The organism is Streptomyces sp. x-19 (assembly GCF_046549115.1).
Lineage (GTDB): Bacteria > Actinomycetota > Actinomycetes > Streptomycetales > Streptomycetaceae > Streptomyces > Streptomyces albulus_C.
On sequence record NZ_JAJPWK010000004.1, the window covers coordinates 123,214 to 139,235 of the forward strand.

19 protein-coding genes are annotated in these 16,022 nt (G+C 73.2%); 6 read left to right on the top strand and 13 right to left on the bottom strand.

What is annotated here, in order from left to right; genetic code table 11:
* Nucleotides 1-20: 20 nt before the first annotated feature.
* Nucleotides 21-1,103, bottom strand: a complete 1,083-nt coding sequence (locus ACLJT4_RS13055) for an FAD-dependent monooxygenase (protein ID WP_411122463.1) — start codon at nucleotides 1,101-1,103, stop codon at nucleotides 21-23.
* An 84-nt stretch (nucleotides 1,104-1,187) separates the two neighbouring features.
* On the opposite strand from ACLJT4_RS13055, the gene ACLJT4_RS13060 reads away from it, so the two are divergent.
* Nucleotides 1,188-1,679 carry a TetR/AcrR family transcriptional regulator gene (locus ACLJT4_RS13060; RefSeq protein WP_275467043.1) on the top strand — a complete coding sequence of 164 codons (492 nt, stop codon included), beginning with the start codon at nucleotides 1,188-1,190 and terminating at the stop codon, nucleotides 1,677-1,679.
* A gap of 103 nt (nucleotides 1,680-1,782) precedes the next feature.
* On the opposite strand, the gene pcaB is transcribed toward ACLJT4_RS13060, so the two are convergent.
* From pcaB to ACLJT4_RS13085, 5 genes are read right to left on the bottom strand one after another with little or no spacing between them, the layout of a single operon-like run.
* Nucleotides 1,783-3,192 carry a 3-carboxy-cis,cis-muconate cycloisomerase gene (gene pcaB, locus ACLJT4_RS13065; RefSeq protein WP_411122464.1) on the bottom strand — a complete coding sequence of 470 codons (1,410 nt, stop codon included), beginning with the start codon at nucleotides 3,190-3,192 and terminating at the stop codon, nucleotides 1,783-1,785.
* Nucleotides 3,189-3,776 (bottom strand): protocatechuate 3,4-dioxygenase subunit alpha, encoded by a 588-nt coding sequence (gene pcaG, locus ACLJT4_RS13070; RefSeq protein ID WP_411122465.1) that lies wholly within the window; start codon nucleotides 3,774-3,776, stop codon nucleotides 3,189-3,191. The genes pcaB and pcaG overlap by 4 nt, the downstream gene beginning before the upstream one ends.
* 1 nt (nucleotide 3,777) lies before the next feature.
* Nucleotides 3,778-4,554, bottom strand: a complete 777-nt coding sequence (gene pcaH / locus ACLJT4_RS13075; RefSeq protein WP_411122466.1) for a protocatechuate 3,4-dioxygenase subunit beta — start codon at nucleotides 4,552-4,554, stop codon at nucleotides 3,778-3,780.
* Nucleotides 4,555-4,560: 6 nt separating this feature from the next.
* The gene (locus tag ACLJT4_RS13080; RefSeq protein ID WP_233655670.1) at nucleotides 4,561-5,220 is read right to left on the bottom strand and encodes a 3-oxoacid CoA-transferase subunit B; all 660 of its coding nucleotides are present in this window, start codon (nucleotides 5,218-5,220) and stop codon (nucleotides 4,561-4,563) included.
* Nucleotides 5,220-6,002, bottom strand: coding sequence for a CoA transferase subunit A (locus ACLJT4_RS13085; RefSeq protein ID WP_411122467.1), 783 nt, complete (start codon nucleotides 6,000-6,002; stop codon nucleotides 5,220-5,222). Before ACLJT4_RS13085 ends, ACLJT4_RS13080 begins: the two co-directional genes overlap by 1 nt.
* A gap of 137 nt (nucleotides 6,003-6,139) precedes the next feature.
* Here ACLJT4_RS13085 and ACLJT4_RS13090 point away from each other — a divergent pair, with 137 nt between their 5' ends.
* The gene (locus ACLJT4_RS13090) at nucleotides 6,140-6,610 is read left to right on the top strand and encodes a MarR family winged helix-turn-helix transcriptional regulator (RefSeq protein WP_411122468.1); all 471 of its coding nucleotides are present in this window, start codon (nucleotides 6,140-6,142) and stop codon (nucleotides 6,608-6,610) included.
* Between the two features lie 124 nt (nucleotides 6,611-6,734).
* On the opposite strand, the gene ACLJT4_RS13095 is transcribed toward ACLJT4_RS13090, so the two are convergent.
* The gene (locus ACLJT4_RS13095) at nucleotides 6,735-7,142 is read right to left on the bottom strand and encodes a chaplin (RefSeq protein ID WP_411122469.1); all 408 of its coding nucleotides are present in this window, start codon (nucleotides 7,140-7,142) and stop codon (nucleotides 6,735-6,737) included.
* 98 nt (nucleotides 7,143-7,240) lie between these two features.
* Nucleotides 7,241-7,771, bottom strand: a complete 531-nt coding sequence (locus ACLJT4_RS13100) for a DUF488 domain-containing protein (RefSeq protein ID WP_411122470.1) — start codon at nucleotides 7,769-7,771, stop codon at nucleotides 7,241-7,243.
* A gap of 92 nt (nucleotides 7,772-7,863) precedes the next feature.
* Between ACLJT4_RS13100 and ACLJT4_RS13105 the strand changes: the two genes are divergently transcribed.
* Nucleotides 7,864-8,103, top strand: a complete 240-nt coding sequence (locus ACLJT4_RS13105) for a hypothetical protein (protein ID WP_411122471.1) — start codon at nucleotides 7,864-7,866, stop codon at nucleotides 8,101-8,103.
* A 41-nt stretch (nucleotides 8,104-8,144) separates the two neighbouring features.
* Here the strand turns inward: ACLJT4_RS13105 and ACLJT4_RS13110 are convergent, their stop codons facing one another.
* The 4 genes from ACLJT4_RS13110 to ACLJT4_RS13125 all read right to left on the bottom strand — a co-directional run bounded on the left by ACLJT4_RS13110 (nucleotide 8,145) and on the right by ACLJT4_RS13125 (nucleotide 11,547).
* On the bottom strand, nucleotides 8,145-8,690 hold the full coding sequence (locus ACLJT4_RS13110; RefSeq protein WP_411122472.1) for a DoxX family protein: 546 nt from the start codon (nucleotides 8,688-8,690) through the stop codon (nucleotides 8,145-8,147).
* A gap of 251 nt (nucleotides 8,691-8,941) precedes the next feature.
* A complete protein-coding gene (locus ACLJT4_RS13115) occupies nucleotides 8,942-9,661 on the bottom strand; it encodes a helix-turn-helix transcriptional regulator (RefSeq protein ID WP_411122473.1) in 720 nt (239 codons plus the stop codon).
* Nucleotides 9,662-9,923: 262 nt separating this feature from the next.
* Nucleotides 9,924-10,664: a dipeptidase PepE gene (gene pepE / locus ACLJT4_RS13120; RefSeq protein WP_411122474.1), complete on the bottom strand. Its 741-nt coding sequence runs from the start codon at nucleotides 10,662-10,664 to the stop codon at nucleotides 9,924-9,926.
* 49 nt (nucleotides 10,665-10,713) lie between these two features.
* Nucleotides 10,714-11,547 (bottom strand): IclR family transcriptional regulator, encoded by an 834-nt coding sequence (locus ACLJT4_RS13125; RefSeq protein WP_411122475.1) that lies wholly within the window; start codon nucleotides 11,545-11,547, stop codon nucleotides 10,714-10,716.
* Nucleotides 11,548-11,672: 125 nt separating this feature from the next.
* On the opposite strand from ACLJT4_RS13125, the gene ACLJT4_RS13130 reads away from it, so the two are divergent.
* From ACLJT4_RS13130 to ACLJT4_RS13140, 3 genes are all read left to right on the top strand, one after another.
* Nucleotides 11,673-12,677, top strand: coding sequence for a DUF1177 domain-containing protein (locus tag ACLJT4_RS13130; protein WP_411122476.1), 1,005 nt, complete (start codon nucleotides 11,673-11,675; stop codon nucleotides 12,675-12,677).
* A gap of 76 nt (nucleotides 12,678-12,753) precedes the next feature.
* Nucleotides 12,754-14,469 carry an OPT/YSL family transporter gene (locus ACLJT4_RS13135; RefSeq protein WP_411122477.1) on the top strand — a complete coding sequence of 572 codons (1,716 nt, stop codon included), beginning with the start codon at nucleotides 12,754-12,756 and terminating at the stop codon, nucleotides 14,467-14,469.
* 31 nt (nucleotides 14,470-14,500) lie between these two features.
* Nucleotides 14,501-15,253, top strand: coding sequence for an AroM family protein (locus ACLJT4_RS13140; protein WP_411122478.1), 753 nt, complete (start codon nucleotides 14,501-14,503; stop codon nucleotides 15,251-15,253).
* A gap of 44 nt (nucleotides 15,254-15,297) precedes the next feature.
* On the opposite strand, the gene ACLJT4_RS13145 is transcribed toward ACLJT4_RS13140, so the two are convergent.
* Nucleotides 15,298-15,906 (bottom strand): hypothetical protein, encoded by a 609-nt coding sequence (locus ACLJT4_RS13145; RefSeq protein ID WP_411122479.1) that lies wholly within the window; start codon nucleotides 15,904-15,906, stop codon nucleotides 15,298-15,300.
* Nucleotides 15,907-16,022: the final 116 nt, after the last annotated feature.

Genomic DNA, 16,022 nt, shown 5'->3' on the forward strand with positions numbered 1-16,022 from the left:
GGACCTGCTCGGGTCCGCGCCTACTCACTTCCGTCGCCGGCCCGCTCCGCGCCAGCGCCGAACATCGCCGCGGCGTCCCGGCCCTTCGCCTGGTTCTCGACGACGTAGGGCCGCACCTCCACCTCGTACGCGGGGAACGCGGTCCGGTGGTCACCGGCCGCAGCGGCGAGTTGGCGGGCGAGCGAGCGTGCCCCGATGAGCGCCTGCGACGTGCCCATGCCGCTGGTGGGCGCGGCGCAGTAGCCGGCGTCCCCGACCAGCGCGATCCTGCCCCGCGACCAGCCGTCCAGATGGATCTGGCAGGCCGAGGAGAAGGCGAAGTCGTCGGCCGCGGCCATCTCCTCCAGCAGGCGGGGCACCTCCCAGCCGTGGCCGGCGAACGCTTCCCGCACCGCCCGCTCCTGCACGTCCCGGCCCCGCCGGTCCAGCTCCGCCGAGGGCGTGGCGAAGGACAGGCTGACCACCATCCGGTCCGGGTCACCCGCACTGAACGCGTAGACCGCCGTGCCCTCGGTCGGCCGCAGCACGCCGCGGCGGTCGAGGCCGAGGCGGTTGGCCGTGGTGAATCCGGCACCGGACATTCCTAGGTGTTGTACGGCGTCGGGCGGCACGTCGAAGGCGAGTCGGCGCACCATCGAGTGGACCCCGTCGGCACCGATGACGAGGTCGAAGCGCCGCGGCGCCGTCCGCTCGAACGTGACCGCCACGCCGGCGTCGTCCTCGCTGAGCGCGGTGACGGAGTCGTCGAAGACGTACTCCACGTCCGCCGCGGTGAGCCGGTGCAGGATCCGGGTCAGCTCCCGTTTCGGCACTTCGAGGTCGCCGGCGAACGCCTCGGCCGGGAGCTCCCCGACCTCCGCCCCCGCCTCGTCCACCAGTGTGGTGCCGCCCATCCGCGTGTCGTGCCCGCGGACCTCGTCGAGGACGCCCAGCTCGGCCAGCACGTCGAACGCCGCACCGCGGAAGTCCACCGCGTACCCGCTGTCCCGTAGGGCCGGTGCGCGCTCGACCACGGTGACCTCGTAACCGTCGCGGTGCAGGAAGTGGGCCAGGGCCGGGCCGGCCACGCTGGCACCGGAGATCAGAACCTTCGGCTTCGTCATGGACGGCACGCTAGCCAGCTCTTGCCCATTTGGTCAAACCATTTGGATGAACCAATTGGACAACACTCCGCTATGCTGTGCGGCATGGGAAACCGAGAGGATCTGCTCGCCGGGGCCAAGCAGTGCCTGATCGAACGGGGCTGGGCACGCACCACCGTCCGGGACATCGCCACGGCCGCCGGAGTCAGTCACGCCGCCATCGGCTACCACTTCGGCTCCAAGGACGCGCTGCTCACCCAGGCACTCGTGCAAGCGGTGGACGAACTCGACGAGGAACTCCGCCCGCGCACCTCGTCGGACCGACCGGAAGAACGCTGGCAGGCGCTGATCGACAGCTTCACCACGCACCGGGCGCTGTGGGTGGCGCAACTGGAGGCCGCCGTGCAGGCCGAACGCTCACCCGAGGTGCGCGCACACCTCGCCGAGGGGCAGCGTCAGGGCCGGGAGGGCCTCGGCGGCTCGGTGCCGCTCGCGTTGCTGAGCGGCCTGATGCTGCAGTGGCTGGTGGATCCGGAGCACGCACCGTCCGGCGCCGAGGTCGTCGAGGAACTCCGCGCGGTCACCGGCCAGCCCTGACCCCCGTGAAGCGGGCGGCGACCGCCACCGCCCTCTGACGAGCCGTCATCGATGCCGGCCGGCGAGGGGTTCCGCACGGCGGTGGTGAACGCCAGGCGGGACCTCAACGCCGCCTGAGCGCACGATCGGTGAGGGGGCCGGCCACCCCGGTGTAGCCCGTGGGGTCGGCGAGGGAGACCAGGTCGAGGTCCGTCAGGGCCGGCTCGTCCGCCAACGCGTCGGCGAGGCCGCCGCCTCCCGCACGGACCGTGTGCGCCGCTTCGGCGAGCAGTTGGCGGGCCCGCGGCCGGCCCAGCCGGGCGGCGAGCACGACGGCCAGTCGCTCCGAGACGACCATCCCGTTCGTCAGGTCCAGGTTGGTGCGCATGCGTGCGGGATGCACGTCGAGGCCGGCGACGAGTTCCGCCGCGTCCCGGGCCGCTCCCCCGACCAGACGGAGCAGGTCCCGCAGGGTTTCCCACTCCGCGTGCCAGGCACCGGCGGGCCGCTCGTCCACCGCGGCGACGCACCCGTACAGCACGGCGGCCAACCCGGGCGCCCGGCGCGCGGCCGCGGCGACGAGGGTCGCCCGCACCGGATTGGCCTTGTGCGGCATGGCCGACGAGCCGCCGCCGGCCCCCTCGCTCACCTCGCCGACCTCGGTGCGGGAGAGGAGCAGCACGTCGGCGGCGAGCTTGCCCAGTGCCCCGGCGGTGAAGGCCAGCGCGCCGGCCAGATCGGCCACCGGGGTCCGCAGGCCGTGCCAGGGCAACTCCGGTGCGGTCAGGGCGACTTCCCGTGCGTAGGCGTCGAGTAGACGCAGCGCGTCCGTCGGTGACGCGGCCTCCGCAGCCTGCGCGTCGGCGTGGAAGGCGGCCAACGTGCCTGCCGCACCCCCGAGTTGGGCCGGCAGGGTGCCGCGCACGGCGAGCAGACGATCCCGGGCGTCCAGCGCCAGGCTGCGCCACCCCGCGACCTTCAGTCCGAAGGTCGTCGGGACGGCGTGCTGGGTGAGCGTGCGGCCCGCCACGGGTGTGTCGCGGTGCTCACCGGCCATCCGCGCCAGGGCGCCGGCCGCGACCTCCAGGTCGGCCACGACCAGTCCCGTGGTCCGGTGGGCCACCAGCATCAACGCCGTGTCGAGGATGTCCTGGCTGGTGGCGCCACGGTGCACGTACGGCGCGTGGGCGTCGGGCACCGCCGCGGTCAGCGCGGCGACCAGCGGGATCACCGGATTGCCGCCGCTCCGCCCGCGCAGCGCCAGCTCGCGGGCGTCGAAGCGGTCGGCGCGGGCGGCCTCGGTCACGGCCCGGGCCGCCGCGGCGGGCGCCAGGCCGAGTGCCGCCTGCGCCCGGGTGAGCGCGGCCTCGGCGTCCAACAGGGCCTGGAGGACGGCGGTCTCGCCCGTGGCGGCCTCGGCCGCGGAGCCCACGCGCACCGGGTCGAGCAGTCCGGCGTCCGGCTCGTCGTACGACGGGAACGCGCCGTCGTGGGCCTCGTGATCGACGTCGTGGCCGTCGTGGTCGACACTCATGCGAACTCCAGGAACACCGTCTCCGCCGCACCCTGCAACCGGATGTCGAAGCGATGACTGCCCCGCGGTTCGGCGACCGCCACCAGGGTCGCGCGCCGTTCGGGTGGCAGTGCGGCCAGCAGCGGGTCGGTGGTCTGCTCCCGGTCCGCCGCCGGCAGGTACACCCGGGTGAACAGGTGCCGGGTCAGGCCCCGGGCGAAGACGCAGACCGCGAGGTGGGGCGCGTGCCCGCCGCGGGCGCCCGGACGGAGGGTGCGGACCGCCCAGTGGCCGTCCGCATCGGTCGCGACCCGGGCGAAACCGGTGAAACCGATGCCGTCCCGGCCGAGGAAGCCACCGGTCGTCGGGTCGCGGCGCAACGATCCGGTGGCCCGCGGCAGTTCGCCGTCCGGGCCGGGTCCCCAGAACTCCAGCAGCGCGTCCGGGACGGGGGCGCCCGCACCGTCCCGGACGTGGCCGTGGAGGACGAGGGTGTCCGGATGGCCCGCCGGGGCCGCGTCACCGCCGCCCGGGAACGGCAGGGCGCATCCGTGGAACGGGCCGACCGTCTGGGCGGGCGTGGGCCGTGCGGAGGAGGTCGTCATGTCAGCGGCCCTCCTCGATCCAGGTGGCGGTGGGGCCGTCGAGGACGATGTCCCAGCGGTAGCCCAGGGACCACTCCGGCTCCGACCGGTCGTGGTCGTAGCGGGCGACCAGCCGTTCGCGGGCGGCGGCGTCGGTGACCGACTGGAGGATCGGATCGTGCGCGAACAGCGGATCGCCGGGGAAGTACATCTGCGTGATCAGCCGCTGGGTGAACGCGGTCCCGAACAGCGAGAAGTGGATGTGCGCCGGACGCCAGGCACCGGTGTGGTTCCGCCAGGGGTAGGCCCCGGGCTTGATCGTGGTGAAGGCGTAGCCGCCGTCGTCGCCGGTCAGCGTCCGGCCGACGCCGGTGAAGTGCGGGTCGATCGGTGCCGGGTGCTGGTCGAGTTGGTGGGCGTACCGGCCGGCGGCGTTGGCCTGCCAGATCTCGATCAGTTGACCGCGCACGGGACGGCCGGAACGGTCCAGCAAGCGGCCGCTGACGGTGATGCGTTGGCCGAGCGGTGCACCCTGGTGCTGGCGGGTGAGGTCGTGGTCGAGTGCGGTGACGTCGGTCCCGCCGAACGCCGGTGAGGCCAGTTCGACGGCCTCGGGGTCCTGCGACAACGCCAGGGTGACGAGGGGTTGTCGGGGGTGCCGGAGTGCGGTGGAGCGGTACGGCGGGTAGGCGTGCGCCGGCTGTGCGGTGCGCGCGGCACCGCCTGCGACGGACGCCTCGTAGGTCGCCCGTGCCTGTGCGATCTCATGGTCGATCTCGCTCTGGGTGGCTGTTGCCATGCGTCCTCAACCCTTCTGGTCACGCGGCTCGTTGGTCGCGGTCCGCACGGGTGCGGCCGTCTTAGCGACGATCTCCTCGACGGTGACGCCCGGCGCCCGCTCCACGAGAACGAACCCGTCGGCCGCGGTGTCGAGCACGCCGAGGTCGGTGATGATCCGGTCGACGCAGCCCCGGCCGGTCAACGGCAACGTGCAGTCCGCGACGAGCTTGGCGGAACCGTCCTTCGCCGTGTGGGTCATGGCGACGAGGACGGTGCGGGCGCCGTGCACCAGGTCCATCGCCCCGCCGATCCCGCTGATCATCTTGCCGGGGACCGCCCAGTTGGCGAGGTCACCGCGGTGCGAGACCTCCAGGGCGCCGAGCACCGCGACGTCGATGTGACCGCCCCGGATCATCCCGAAGGACAGCGCGGAGTCGAAGTAGGCGGCACCGGGGAGCACCGTGACGGTCTCCTTGCCGGCGTTGATGAGGTCGGGGTCGAGCTGGTCCTCGGTGGGGTACGGCCCGGTCCCCAGGATCCCGTTCTCCGACTCCAGGATCACCTCCACGCCCGCCGGAAGGTAGTTGGGGATGAGGGTGGGCAGTCCGATGCCGAGGTTGACGTACTGACCGTCCGTCAGTTCGGCGGCCGCCCGCGCGGCCATCTCGGCCCGGTTCCACGGCATCAGCGGCGCTCCCTTCCCGCGGTCCCGGGCACGGCGACGGTACGTCGTTCGATCTGCTTGTCGGCCGCCTGCTCCGGGGTGAGCGCCACGACCCGTTGGACGAAGACGCCCGGCAGGTGGACCTGGTCCGGGTCGATCGCGCCCGGCTCGACCAGTTCCTCCACCTCGGCGACCGTGAGGCGCCCGGCCATCGCCGCGAGCGGATTGAAGTTCCGGGCGGACTTGGCGAAGACCAGGTTCCCGTGGCGGTCCCCCTTGGCGGCCCGGACGAGTCCGAAGTCGGTGCGGATCCCCCGTTCCAAGACGTGCGGGCGCCCGTCGAACTCCCTGACCTCCTTGGGCGGCGATGCCACGGCGACCCCGCCGGCGCCGTCGTACCGCCAGGGCAGTCCCCCGTCGGCGACCTGGGTGCCGACGCCGGCGGGGGTGTAGAAGGCGGGGATGCCCGCGCCGCCGGCGCGCAGCCGCTCCGCGAGCGTCCCCTGCGGAATCAGCTCGACCTCCAGTTCGCCGGCCAGGTAGCGGCGCGCGAGTTCCTTGTTGGCGCCGATGTACGAGCCGGTGACCCGGACGATCCGGCCGGCGGCGAGCAGCACGGCCAGCCCCCGGTCGAGCGCGCCGCAGTTGTTCGAGACGACGCGGAGCCCGCCGACGCCCGTCTCGTGCACGGCGTTCAGGAGCACCTCGGGCACGCCGCTGAGGCCGAACCCACCGACGGCCAAGGAGGCGCCGTCGCGCACGTCGGCCACCGCCTCGGCGGCCGAGCCCACCACTTTGTCCATGCCCAACTCTCCCCTGACGCCACCAGATTGCTCAGTACACTGACTATCTACCGGCAGTTTCGAAGCGTGACATGATGAGTGAGGGAGGGCAAGGCCCTCCGTACACAGAGCATTGGCGAGAGGAGCAGGGAGGCGCCGTGCCCGCGCTCGACCTCAGCACCCACCCCGGCCATCTGGCCCGGCGGCTCCAGCAGGCGCACACGCTGCTGTGGACGACGATCGTTTCGGAGGACGTCACCTCCCCGCAGTTCGCCGTGCTCAACACCCTCGTCGGCGAGGACGGCCTGGACCAACGGACCGTGGGCGAACGGGTCGGCCTCGACCGCTCGACCATCGCCGAGGTGGTCCGGCGCCTGGTCGCGCGCGAGTTGATCGAGAAGACCCGTGACGCCGAGGACGCCCGCCGCTCCGTGCTGCGGCTCACCGCCCAGGGCGGCCGGCTGCACCACAAGCTCGCCGGCCGGACCGCCCGGATGAATCAGATCTTCCTGGCCCCCCTGGACCCCGAAGAGCAGAACGTTTTCCTGGAGTTGCTGCACCGGGTCTCCACAGCGGCCGAGGAGCTGCGCCGGCCCGCCACCAGGCCGCCGGCCACGCCGCGCTCCTGAGCCGCGGGGAATCGCGCACGACGAACGACGGGACCCGCCCCGCCCGCACCGGGATCACCGGAACGGGAACGGGACGGGTCCGTTGCGTCGAAGACCGTGGCTCACACGGTCGGTGACGGCTGCTTCAGCGCCGGCCGCCGTGGTGACCCTTGTGGTGCTTGTGGTGCTTGAAGTGGCCGTTGATGCAGACGTTGCCGAAGGCCGGGCTCAGCAGGCCCGCGACGTCAACGGTGTTGCCGCACAGGTTCACGGGAACGTGCACCGGGATCTGAATGAGGTTGCCCGACAGCACACCGGGCGAACCGACAGCACTGCCCGCCGCATGACCGTCGGCGAAGGCAACCGAACTCCCGCCCAGAGCGGTTCCGGCCGCGAGGGCGGCCACGGCGGTAATCCGAATGATCCGTGACATTCCGAACCTTTCGTTCGTTCCAAGCGACCCACTGCCGCTCGCTGCTCTTCCCTTCGGCACGCAGATCGCCAGCATTAAGGCAAGAGGTAGCAATTCCCTCTTTCGCGTTGTTTCGCTCATGTCGACCACTCGTGCGTGCCGATTCGTCACGCTCCGCGCCTGCGTCCGCAGACGGCACCGCCCGGTCAGCCGGGAACGGGCGCCCGCCGACGCGTCCGTCACTGCGCCATCGGGGCTCGGCAGTGCGGGCAGGTGGTCACCCCTCGGGCAGCGCAGTGGCGACCACAATCGGGACAGACCCGGCCCAGCCAACAGGCGCTGTCGCCGCCCTCCTCGGCCGGGCGGCCGGCCCGCAGGTGCCGCGCCAGGACCCGGGCGTGGCTGAGGTGTATCGGCGTGACGGCGGTCTGCAGCACCAGCGGACCGCCCCGCGCCAGCCCGTGGAGGCGCCGGAGCCCGGCGGCGCGCACGGGCTCCCCGAGCTCGCGCCCGTAGCGGTCGGCGAACGCCGCGTACCTCGCCTCGTACACGCCGTACCACCGCCACAGCGCGGCCGAGGGAGCGACGGCGGCCAGCCACACGTCCGGGTAGGTGGCCCCGGACCTGCGCCCCAGCGGCAGGCTCCGGTCGACCAGCACCCGCATTCCGGGCCAGGGCCGTGCGACGGCGTACATCGATTCCGTCCAGACGCTGCGAGTGGTCTCACCGGCGGCCTGGGCATGGCGTTCCGGTCGTTCCTCACCGCTCACCGGGTGCACTCCTTGTCGTCCGTCAGCCAGCACTTCGAGGCTCTCACGCGGCGCTCCCCCCGGAGCGGACCCGCGCCCGACGTTGGCCGGACGTGCTCCGGCCCGGCGGCGCGCTCGTCCACACGGTGCGGCACACCGGCGACGCCCACTACGGCGCGGGCGTCGCGCACGGGGACGGCCTCTACGAGCACGGTGGCTTCGCCGTGCTCTTCTTCGACCGGGCGCTGGTCGACGAATTGGCGGTGGGCCGGCAGCTGGCCGAGGTCCACGGCTTCACGGAAGGCGCTCTTCCGCGTCGGCTGTGGCGCGTCACCCAGAATCTGCCCGGCTGACCCGAACAGCTGGCCCGCGCACCGTGACGCGGGAGCGGTCGTCACAGGGTGAGGACGATCGCGGCGCCGACGCCGCCCAGGACCAGGGCGAGGGCTCCGGCCCGCCAGCCGCCGTGGCGCCAGGGGAAGAAGCGGTCGCCGGCGAGGGCGCCGGGGCCGATGAGGGCCACGGCGAGTGCCACGAGGGCGATGACCATCGGGTATTCGAGGCCGCCTTCGGTCGCCCACAGGCCGTGCGAGGCGGAGACGACCATGGCGTTGATCATGACGCCGATCACTGCGGCGGCGGCCAGGGGGATCAGGAAGCCCAACGCGAGCCCCAGGCCCCCGAGGAATTCGGTGGCGCCGGCGATGCCGGCGAACAGGACGCCGGGCCGGTACCCCAGGGCCTCGAAGCCCTCGCCGGTGGCCTTCAGCCCGTGGCCGCCGAACAGGCCGAACAGCTTCTGGCAACCGTGGCCGGCCAGCAGGAGGCCGAGCGGCAGCCGTAGCAGCAACAGTCCCACGTCGGCGGGGGTCACGGCCGACGGGGAGGGGCGCACCACGGTCGTGGTGGAGTGCGGGGCAGACGTGGTTGCGCGTTCCATGACGGAACCACCTGTACGTCGATGACGCCCGTTGGCGAACGTCGCGTCGGACGGGCGCCGGTGTGGGAAAGGGGGGAAGCAACTCGTTACGGGCACGCAGGTGCGGTGATCGGACGGGCTCGTGGTCCTGCTCGGTGCCCTGGGCCAGGACCCGGCCCGTCCCCGCTTTCGATACTTCTCCCCCGGTCGGTCCAGGTCCAGGGGTTGCGGAAAATTTCGCTGGTGTTTTTCGCCCCGGCGACTCTGGTCCGCTACGTGCCGTTGCGCCCGTCGGCCGTCGGCCGGGCGCGCAGCTCGACGCAGCACCGGCCGGAATCCGGGGCGAGGACGGCGTCGGTGGCGTCGCTGCCCAGGCCCCGCAGGTAGCCGGCCAGGAAGGCGCGGTTGAGGTCACAGACCAGCTCAGGGGCCTTGGCGGCCAGCGGGTGGAACGGGCAGTTGCGCAGCCGCACCAGCGTCGGGGTGGTGCGTTCGGGCTCGAAGCCCAGTCGGTTCAGCGTGTCGAGGGCGAGCGTGAGTCCGCGTTCGGCGCCGAGCCGTCCGGGGCGGATCCGGGCGCGCTCCGCGGTGCCGATGCTCTCACCGCGTTCGCCCGCCACCCGCAGTGCCGCGTCGTGGGCCGATTCGCCGGGTCCCGCGCGGAGCACGGCGTCGGTGAGGAGGTCGGCCAGCAGCTGGAAGCGGCGTTCGGGGACGCTGACTTCGATCGCCGCGTCCACGGGTTCGTAGACCTTCGGGCGCCGACCGACCTTTCGGATGCCGGACGGCGACGCGTAGTGGGCCCGTAGCAGGCCGGCCGCGACGAGTTTGTCGAGGTGGAAGGCGGCGAGCTTGCGGGAGACGCCCACGCGCGCGGCCACCTCCTCGCGGGTGAGCGGGCGGTGCTCGCGCCGGATGACGTCGAACATCCGCCGCCGCAACTCGTCCCCCAGGACGGCGAGCGAAGTGAGCGAGGCGTCATCGAGTCCCACAAAACCACGGTATCGCACACATATGTGGGTGTTTCGGATGGTCGTACGGCCCCGAACGGTCCTCTTGTCCCCGCCCGCGCCCCTTTCGCCCAGGGGCATGGGTGAAATCGGCGGCCGCCCTGACGCATACCGACGCGCCGTGAGCCGTGCGCTGGCGGGCGGGCGCCCCGACCGGCGGCGGGTGCCGGGTCGGGGCGCTCCGGCGCCGCGGACCGCTGCGGTGCGGTGCGGTAAGCCCGCCGGAGTCCGGGCGGGCCGGGAGCTAGCCGGCGTGGTCGTCGAACGTCGGCCGCACGGTGAGGAGTTCGCTGAGGTCGGCGCCCGGCGCGTACTCGACCGGGGCGGCGCCGCGGCGGAACAGTCGGGCCCCGGTGGCGAGTCCGTGCAACGTCAGGCGGTCGTCGGTGCGCCGGAGCCAGGTGCCCTCGCGCAGGCCGAGGACGGGGACGTCGTTCTCCTCCAGGAACTGGGTGAGCCGTTCCTCTCGGGTCTCGCCCATGTGGGCGCTGGCCGGGTCCGGGTCCAGGTAGTGCGGGTTGATCTGGAAGGGGACCAGGTCGAGCGCGGCGAACGAGGGGGGCTGGACGATCGGCATGTCGTTGGTGGTGCGCAGGGTCGGACAGGCCATGTTGGTGCCGGCGCTGGAGCCCATGTAGGGCATGCCGGCGCGGACCCGCTCGGTGAGGGCGTCCACCAGGCCGCGTTCGTGCAGCGTCTTGAGCAGGCGGAAGCTGTTGCCGCCGCCGGTGAACACCGCCTGGGCGGAGGCGACGAGTTCGCGCGGGTCGGCCGCGGTGTGCGCACCGCGGACCCGGATGCCCAGCTCGGCGAAGAAGTCCGCGGCCTTGGCGGTGTAGCCGTCGTGGTCGGCCAGCGCGTAGGGGACGAAGAGGAGTTCCGACACGCCGGCGAGGTGCGCGGCGACGGCCTCGCGGGCGTGTTCGAGGTAACCACGGCCGGGCGCCGAGGAGTTGGAGAGCAGCAGCAGTCGCGTGGTGGGCATGGGCGGTGCCTTTCGCAGGGGGTGGGGCGGTGCGCGGGTGGGCGGTGGGTCAGTCGGTGCCGGGGGTCGGCTTGCCGGCTGCGGGCGTGCGGCGGCCGGTCGCGGCGCGCGGCGGCCGGCGCGGGGTGAGGAGTTCGGCGAGCGCTCCGGCGGCCTCGCGCAGCGGGGCGAGCAGGTCCTCGCGCGGGCCGTCGAGCCGGTCGTGCGGGCCGACCAGGCTGAGCGAGCCGACCGGCTGGCCGCGCACGACGACCGGGACGGCCAGTCCGGCGGTCGCAGGGTCGTACTCGCCCTGGGAGTAGGCGTGGCCGTCCTGCGGCACCCGGGACATCCGCTGTTCCAGTTCGGCCTCGTCGGTGACGGTCAGCGTGCTGAACCTGGCCATCGGGCGGCCGTAGAGCAGTGCGGCCCGGGCGCCCGGGGTGAGCATGCCGAAGTAGGCGCGGGAGGTGGCGCCGGCGTGCGCCGGATACAGCTCGTCGGCCAGGCGGTAGGCGCGCAGCGGACCGGCCGCGCCGTCGGCGGATTCCACGCAGCGCATGTGGACCCCGTCCGGCACGGCGAACAGGGCGGTGACGCCGGCCGCGGCGGCGAGTTCGCGCAGCGTGGGGCGGACCAGTCCGGCCATGCCGCTGTGTCGTTCCCAGGCGGTGGCCATGTGCCAGACCGCGGGGCCCAGGCGGTAGCGGCGGGTGACCGGGTCGGACACCAGGAAGCCGCGGTGGGCGAGCGACGCCAGCAGCCGCTGCGACACCGACTTGTCCCAGCCGAATTCGGCGGCGAGGTCGGTCACCCCCCATTCCTCCCGGTCGTGGGAGAAGGCGAGCAGGACCTGGAGCACGCGGTCGGCGGTCTGGAGCGGAGCGCCTCGTTCGGTAGTCACGGCGGCAGCCTATACCGTCATCTGAGACCGCTTCCCTGATATAGAGAAAAGGTTGCTGACTTGGATATGGCCGGCGCAACCTGAGCGAAATCGCGCACCGCACCACCTCGCACCAGGGAGCCACCGTGCTCAAGCACGTACTCGACGTCCTCGAACTCCTCGACCGCCCGCAGACCGACGGGCAGCTCCTCGCCGCGCACCTGCGCGGCGTGCTCGACGGCGCCGTCCGGGAGGCCGTCGGCACCCCGGCCGCGACCGCCGTCCGGTCGGACGCGGTGGAGATCACCGTCACCCGGGTCGAAGGGGCCAAGGGCGGGACCGACTTCGTCAAGGTCGTCGTGCCGGGCGCCGACGGGGCCCGGGCCGGCGGCGCCGCCCCCACGCTGGGCGTGCTCGGCCGGCTCGGCGGCGTCGGGGCCCGGCCCGAACGCACCGGCCTGGTCTCCGACGCGGACGGCGCCGTCGCCGCGCTCGCCACCGCGGCCAAACTGCTCGACATGTACGGGCGCGGCGACGTGCTGCGCGGCGACGTGATCGTCAGCACCCACGTCTGCCCCGACGCGCCGACCCGGCCGCACGACCCGGTGCCCTTCATGGACTCCCCCGTGTCGGTCCTCGACTGCAACCGCGCCGAGATCGACCCGGCCATGGACGCGGTCGTCTCGATCGACACCACGAAGGGCAACCGGCTGCTCAACCACCGCGGCATCGCCCTGTCCCCGACGGTCAAGGAGGGGTGGATCCTGCGGGTCAGCGACGATCTGCTGGGCATCCTGGAGACCGTCACCGGGGAGGCCGCGCACGTCCTGCCGATCACCACGCAGGACATCACGCCCTATGGGAACGGCGTGCACCACATCAACTCGATCATGCAGCCCTGCGTGGCCACCGACGCACCGGTCGTGGGCCTCGCCGTGACCGCACAGAGCGCGGTGGCCGGCTGCGCCACCGGCGCCAGCCACGAGACCGACATCGCCGCGGCCGGCCGCTTCGCGCTGGAGGCGGCCAAGGAGTTCGGCCGCGGCGCCGCGCGGTTCCACGACGCCGAGGAGTTCGCCCGGCTCGTTGCGCTGTACGGGCCCATGACCCGCCTCCAGGCGAGCGCGCCCGACGAGGACGCCGCCGCCTGACCTCCCGGGCGCGCCGCCCCCAGCCCCCGCGGGGCCCGCCCCACCTCACCACCGGACGAACCGCACCGGAGCACCCATGAGCCAGACACCGCCGGCCCCGCCGGCCGACGCCCCGGAGAGCCGGGCGGCCCACCCCAGAGCGTTCGAACCCGTCACGTTGATCGTGACGATCGTGCTCTCCGTACTCGGCGCGGTCATCGGCCTCGTCCTGATCACGACCCTCGGGATCGCGCCCAACACCTCCGTCATCGGCGCGCTGCTCGCCATGCTCATCGGGCGGATCTCCTTCGCCGCGCTGCGCCGGATGCGCGATCCACACCGGCAGAACCTGGTGCAGTCCGCCGTCTCCGGTTCCACCTTCGCCGCCGCCAACTCGCTGATCACCCCGATCGCGGTGCCCTATCTGCTGGGCCGCCCCCATCTGGTGTGGCCGATGCTCGGCGGCGCGGTGATCGGCCTCGCCGTGGACAGTTGGGTGCTCTACCGGGTCTTCGACTCGCGGCTGTTGCCCGCCTCGGCCGCGTGGCCGGCCGGCGTGGCGGCCGCCGAGACGATCAAGGCCGGGGACGAGGGCGGACGCAAGGCCGGGCTGCTCGGCATCAGCGCCGTCGTCGGCTTCCTCGGCGCCCTGGTCAAGCTGCCGACCAGTGCGGCCGGCGTGGCCTTCCTCGGCAACGTCTGGGCACTGCTGATGTTCGGCGTCGGTCTGTTGGTCGCCCAGTACGCACCGGAGGTCCTGCACACCGACCTCGCCGCCCACTATGTGCCGCACGGCGTGATGATCGGTGCCGGGCTGGTCGCGCTGGTGCAGGCGGTCCTGCTGATGCGCGAGCGGCGCGCCGAACGGTCCGCCCGTCAGGCGGGCGAGCGGGCGGCGGCCCGTGCCGCGGCCGAGGCGGCCTACGAGGACCGCTTCGACGCCGAGACCCGCACGGTCGACGCGCGCCGGTTGCGCCGGGGCCTGCTGGAGGGCTTCGTGCTGTTCCTCGCCGGCGCGGTGGTCATCGCCGTGTTCGGTGGGGTGACGTCCGGCATGAGCGGGGCGGGCCTGGTCGGCTGGGTGCTGCTGGCCGGCGCCGCGGCCCTCGTCCACCAGCTGATCGTCGGTCTGGCCGCGATGCACTCGGGCTGGTTCCCGGCGTTCGCGGTCACCCTGATCTTCCTGATCCTCGGGCTGGTGCTGGGCATCCCGATGGTGCCGCTGGCGCTGCTCGTCGGGTACGCCGCCTCCACCGGACCGGCCTTCGCCGACGTCGGGTTCGACTTCAAGGCCGGCTGGATCCTGCGCAAGGACGCCGTGCCGTGGCGGCCGTACGAGCGTGCCGGCCGCCGCCAGCAGTACCTCGCGCAACTGGTCGGCTTCGCCGTCGCCGTCCTCGTCGTCGTGATCGCCTGGCAGCCGTTCTTCTCCGAAGGCCGCGTGCCGCCGGTCGCCAAGGTCTACGTCGACACCATCAAGGCCGGCCTCACCGACCCGCACGCGCTGATGATGATGGGGCTGTGGGCGATCCCCGGGGCGCTGATCCAGTTCCTCGGCGGCTCGTCGCGGCAGATGGGCGTCCTGCTGGCCACCGGTCTGCTCGTCGCGACCCCGCAGGCGGGGTGGCTGGTGCTGGCCGCGCTCGCGGTGCGGTTCGGCTACACCCGCTACCGCGACCGCCGGGCCGGCCGGGACGACCTGGCCCGGGCCGACGCGCGAGCCGCCGCCGACGCCGACCTCGCGCTGGTGGGGGCCGGGTTGGTCGCCGGGAGTTCCCTGCACGACGTCAGTCAGATCTACAAGGCCCTCTGACCCGCGCCGATATGAGAGGAACGCACCCACCATGAACGCAGCATCCGGACCCGGCCCCGCGCCGCACGGCCCCGGCCTGGGCCTGGGCCTGGGCCTGGTCACCATCGGGCAGTCCCCGCGCACCGACCTGACCGCCGACGTCGCCCCGCTGCTGCGCGGGCTGCGGGCGATCGAGCACGGCGCCCTGGACCTCGACGAGTTCACCGGCCCGGCCGGCGGGCGGACCCGCGCGGACCTCGCGCCCGCGTCCGGCGAGGCCCCGCTCGTCACCAGGCTGCGCGACGGCGGCTCCGTCGTCCTCGGGCACGAGGCGCTCGCCCCTCGGATGCGCGACGCGGTGGCCCGCTGCGAACGGGACGGTGCCACCGCGACGCTGTTGCTGTGCACCGGCAGCTTCCCGCCGGTCCCGGCCCGGCGGCCGCTGCTGTACGCGGAGCCGCTCGTGCAACAGGCGGTCCGCGGCATCGCCGGCAGCGATCCGGTCGGGCTCGTGTGCCCGCTGTCCGACCAGCGCGCCGACGTCGAACGCCGCTGGTCGCCACTGCTGCCCGGCACCGTCCGGGCCGCCCCCGGCAACCCCTATGCGGACGACGCCCTGGCGCACGTCGCCGAGGCCGCACACGAGTTGGCGCGTGGGGGCAGTCGCTGGCTGGTGCTGGACTGCATCGGCTACACCGAGGCGATGCGGCGGGCCGCGGCGGCCGCGAGCGGCCTGCCCGTGCTGCTTTCCCGCACCCTCGCGGTGCGACTGGCCACCGAAGTGGCCTGCGCCGTCCCCGGCTGACCGGGGGCGCGTCGCCCGTCCCTGGCCGGGCGCGGCGGTGTGCGTCAGGAGCGGAAGCCGATGAGGCCGTGGCCGGGTCGTGCCTGCGCGTGGCGCATCCATTCCAGGCACTGCATGACGGCCTCCACCACCTCGGGCTCCAGCGGCGGTGCGTGCTCCGCCCGCTTGGTGGCTTCGAACTCCTCCAGCGCCCGCGCGATCTGCTCGGGCGTCCAGACGCCGCACCCGGGCATGTCCGCGTGGGGAACGGGAACGGGCGGCACGCCGTAGCTGAAGTCGCTGACGGAGACGGCCGTGATGCGCAGGTCCTTCAGTCCTCGGTCGACGGTCTCCAGCCAGTCGCCGCGGTGCGGCGTGAAGCAGTTGTTGGGCAGGAACGAGCCGGTCAACGCGCACAACCTCTGGTAGGCGTAGCCGTATTGGAAGGCGTGGTGGGAGTGGTCGCTGAAGGGACCGCCGTGGACGACCGCACGGAGCGCGTCGTACGCGGTGGGGGCGCCCTGCGCGATCTCGTGGCTGAAGTAGTCGTCGTCGCCGGCCAGGTCGTCCTGGAAACGGGTGCGTATCACCTCCAGCAGTTCGTCGTCGCCGGATCCGACCAGGGCGCGGGTCGCGGCCACGTCGAGCAGGTAGACGCTCAGGGAAGAACTCATGCCGCGACCTTAGGCGTTGCCACTGACAACGCGTCGTCCCGTGCCGCGGTGCCTGGTTCGTCGCCGTCTCCGGTGCTGTGAACGGGAGCGTTCGCCGGGAGGCGTCAACCGGTGCG

Coding starts and splice junctions, on each gene's coding strand:
- ACLJT4_RS13055 (WP_411122463.1), bottom strand. CDS start 1,103: ATGACGAAGCCGAAGGTTCTGATCTCCGGTGCCAGCGTGGCCGGCCCG.
- ACLJT4_RS13085 (WP_411122467.1), bottom strand. CDS start 6,002: ATGGACAAAGTGGTGGGCTCGGCCGCCGAGGCGGTGGCCGACGTGCGC.
- pcaH (WP_411122466.1), bottom strand. CDS start 4,554: ATGGCAACAGCCACCCAGAGCGAGATCGACCATGAGATCGCACAGGCA.
- pcaG (WP_411122465.1), bottom strand. CDS start 3,776: ATGACGACCTCCTCCGCACGGCCCACGCCCGCCCAGACGGTCGGCCCG.
- ACLJT4_RS13145 (WP_411122479.1), bottom strand. CDS start 15,906: ATGAGTTCTTCCCTGAGCGTCTACCTGCTCGACGTGGCCGCGACCCGC.
- pepE (WP_411122474.1), bottom strand. CDS start 10,664: ATGCCCACCACGCGACTGCTGCTGCTCTCCAACTCCTCGGCGCCCGGC.
- ACLJT4_RS13095 (WP_411122469.1), bottom strand. CDS start 7,142: ATGAGCGAAACAACGCGAAAGAGGGAATTGCTACCTCTTGCCTTAATG.
- ACLJT4_RS13080 (WP_233655670.1), bottom strand. CDS start 5,220: ATGCCGTGGAACCGGGCCGAGATGGCCGCGCGGGCGGCCGCCGAACTG.
- ACLJT4_RS13110 (WP_411122472.1), bottom strand. CDS start 8,690: ATGGAACGCGCAACCACGTCTGCCCCGCACTCCACCACGACCGTGGTG.
- ACLJT4_RS13140 (WP_411122478.1), top strand. CDS start 14,501: ATGAACGCAGCATCCGGACCCGGCCCCGCGCCGCACGGCCCCGGCCTG.
- ACLJT4_RS13135 (WP_411122477.1), top strand. CDS start 12,754: ATGAGCCAGACACCGCCGGCCCCGCCGGCCGACGCCCCGGAGAGCCGG.
- pcaB (WP_411122464.1), bottom strand. CDS start 3,192: ATGAGTGTCGACCACGACGGCCACGACGTCGATCACGAGGCCCACGAC.
- ACLJT4_RS13060 (WP_275467043.1), top strand. CDS start 1,188: ATGGGAAACCGAGAGGATCTGCTCGCCGGGGCCAAGCAGTGCCTGATC.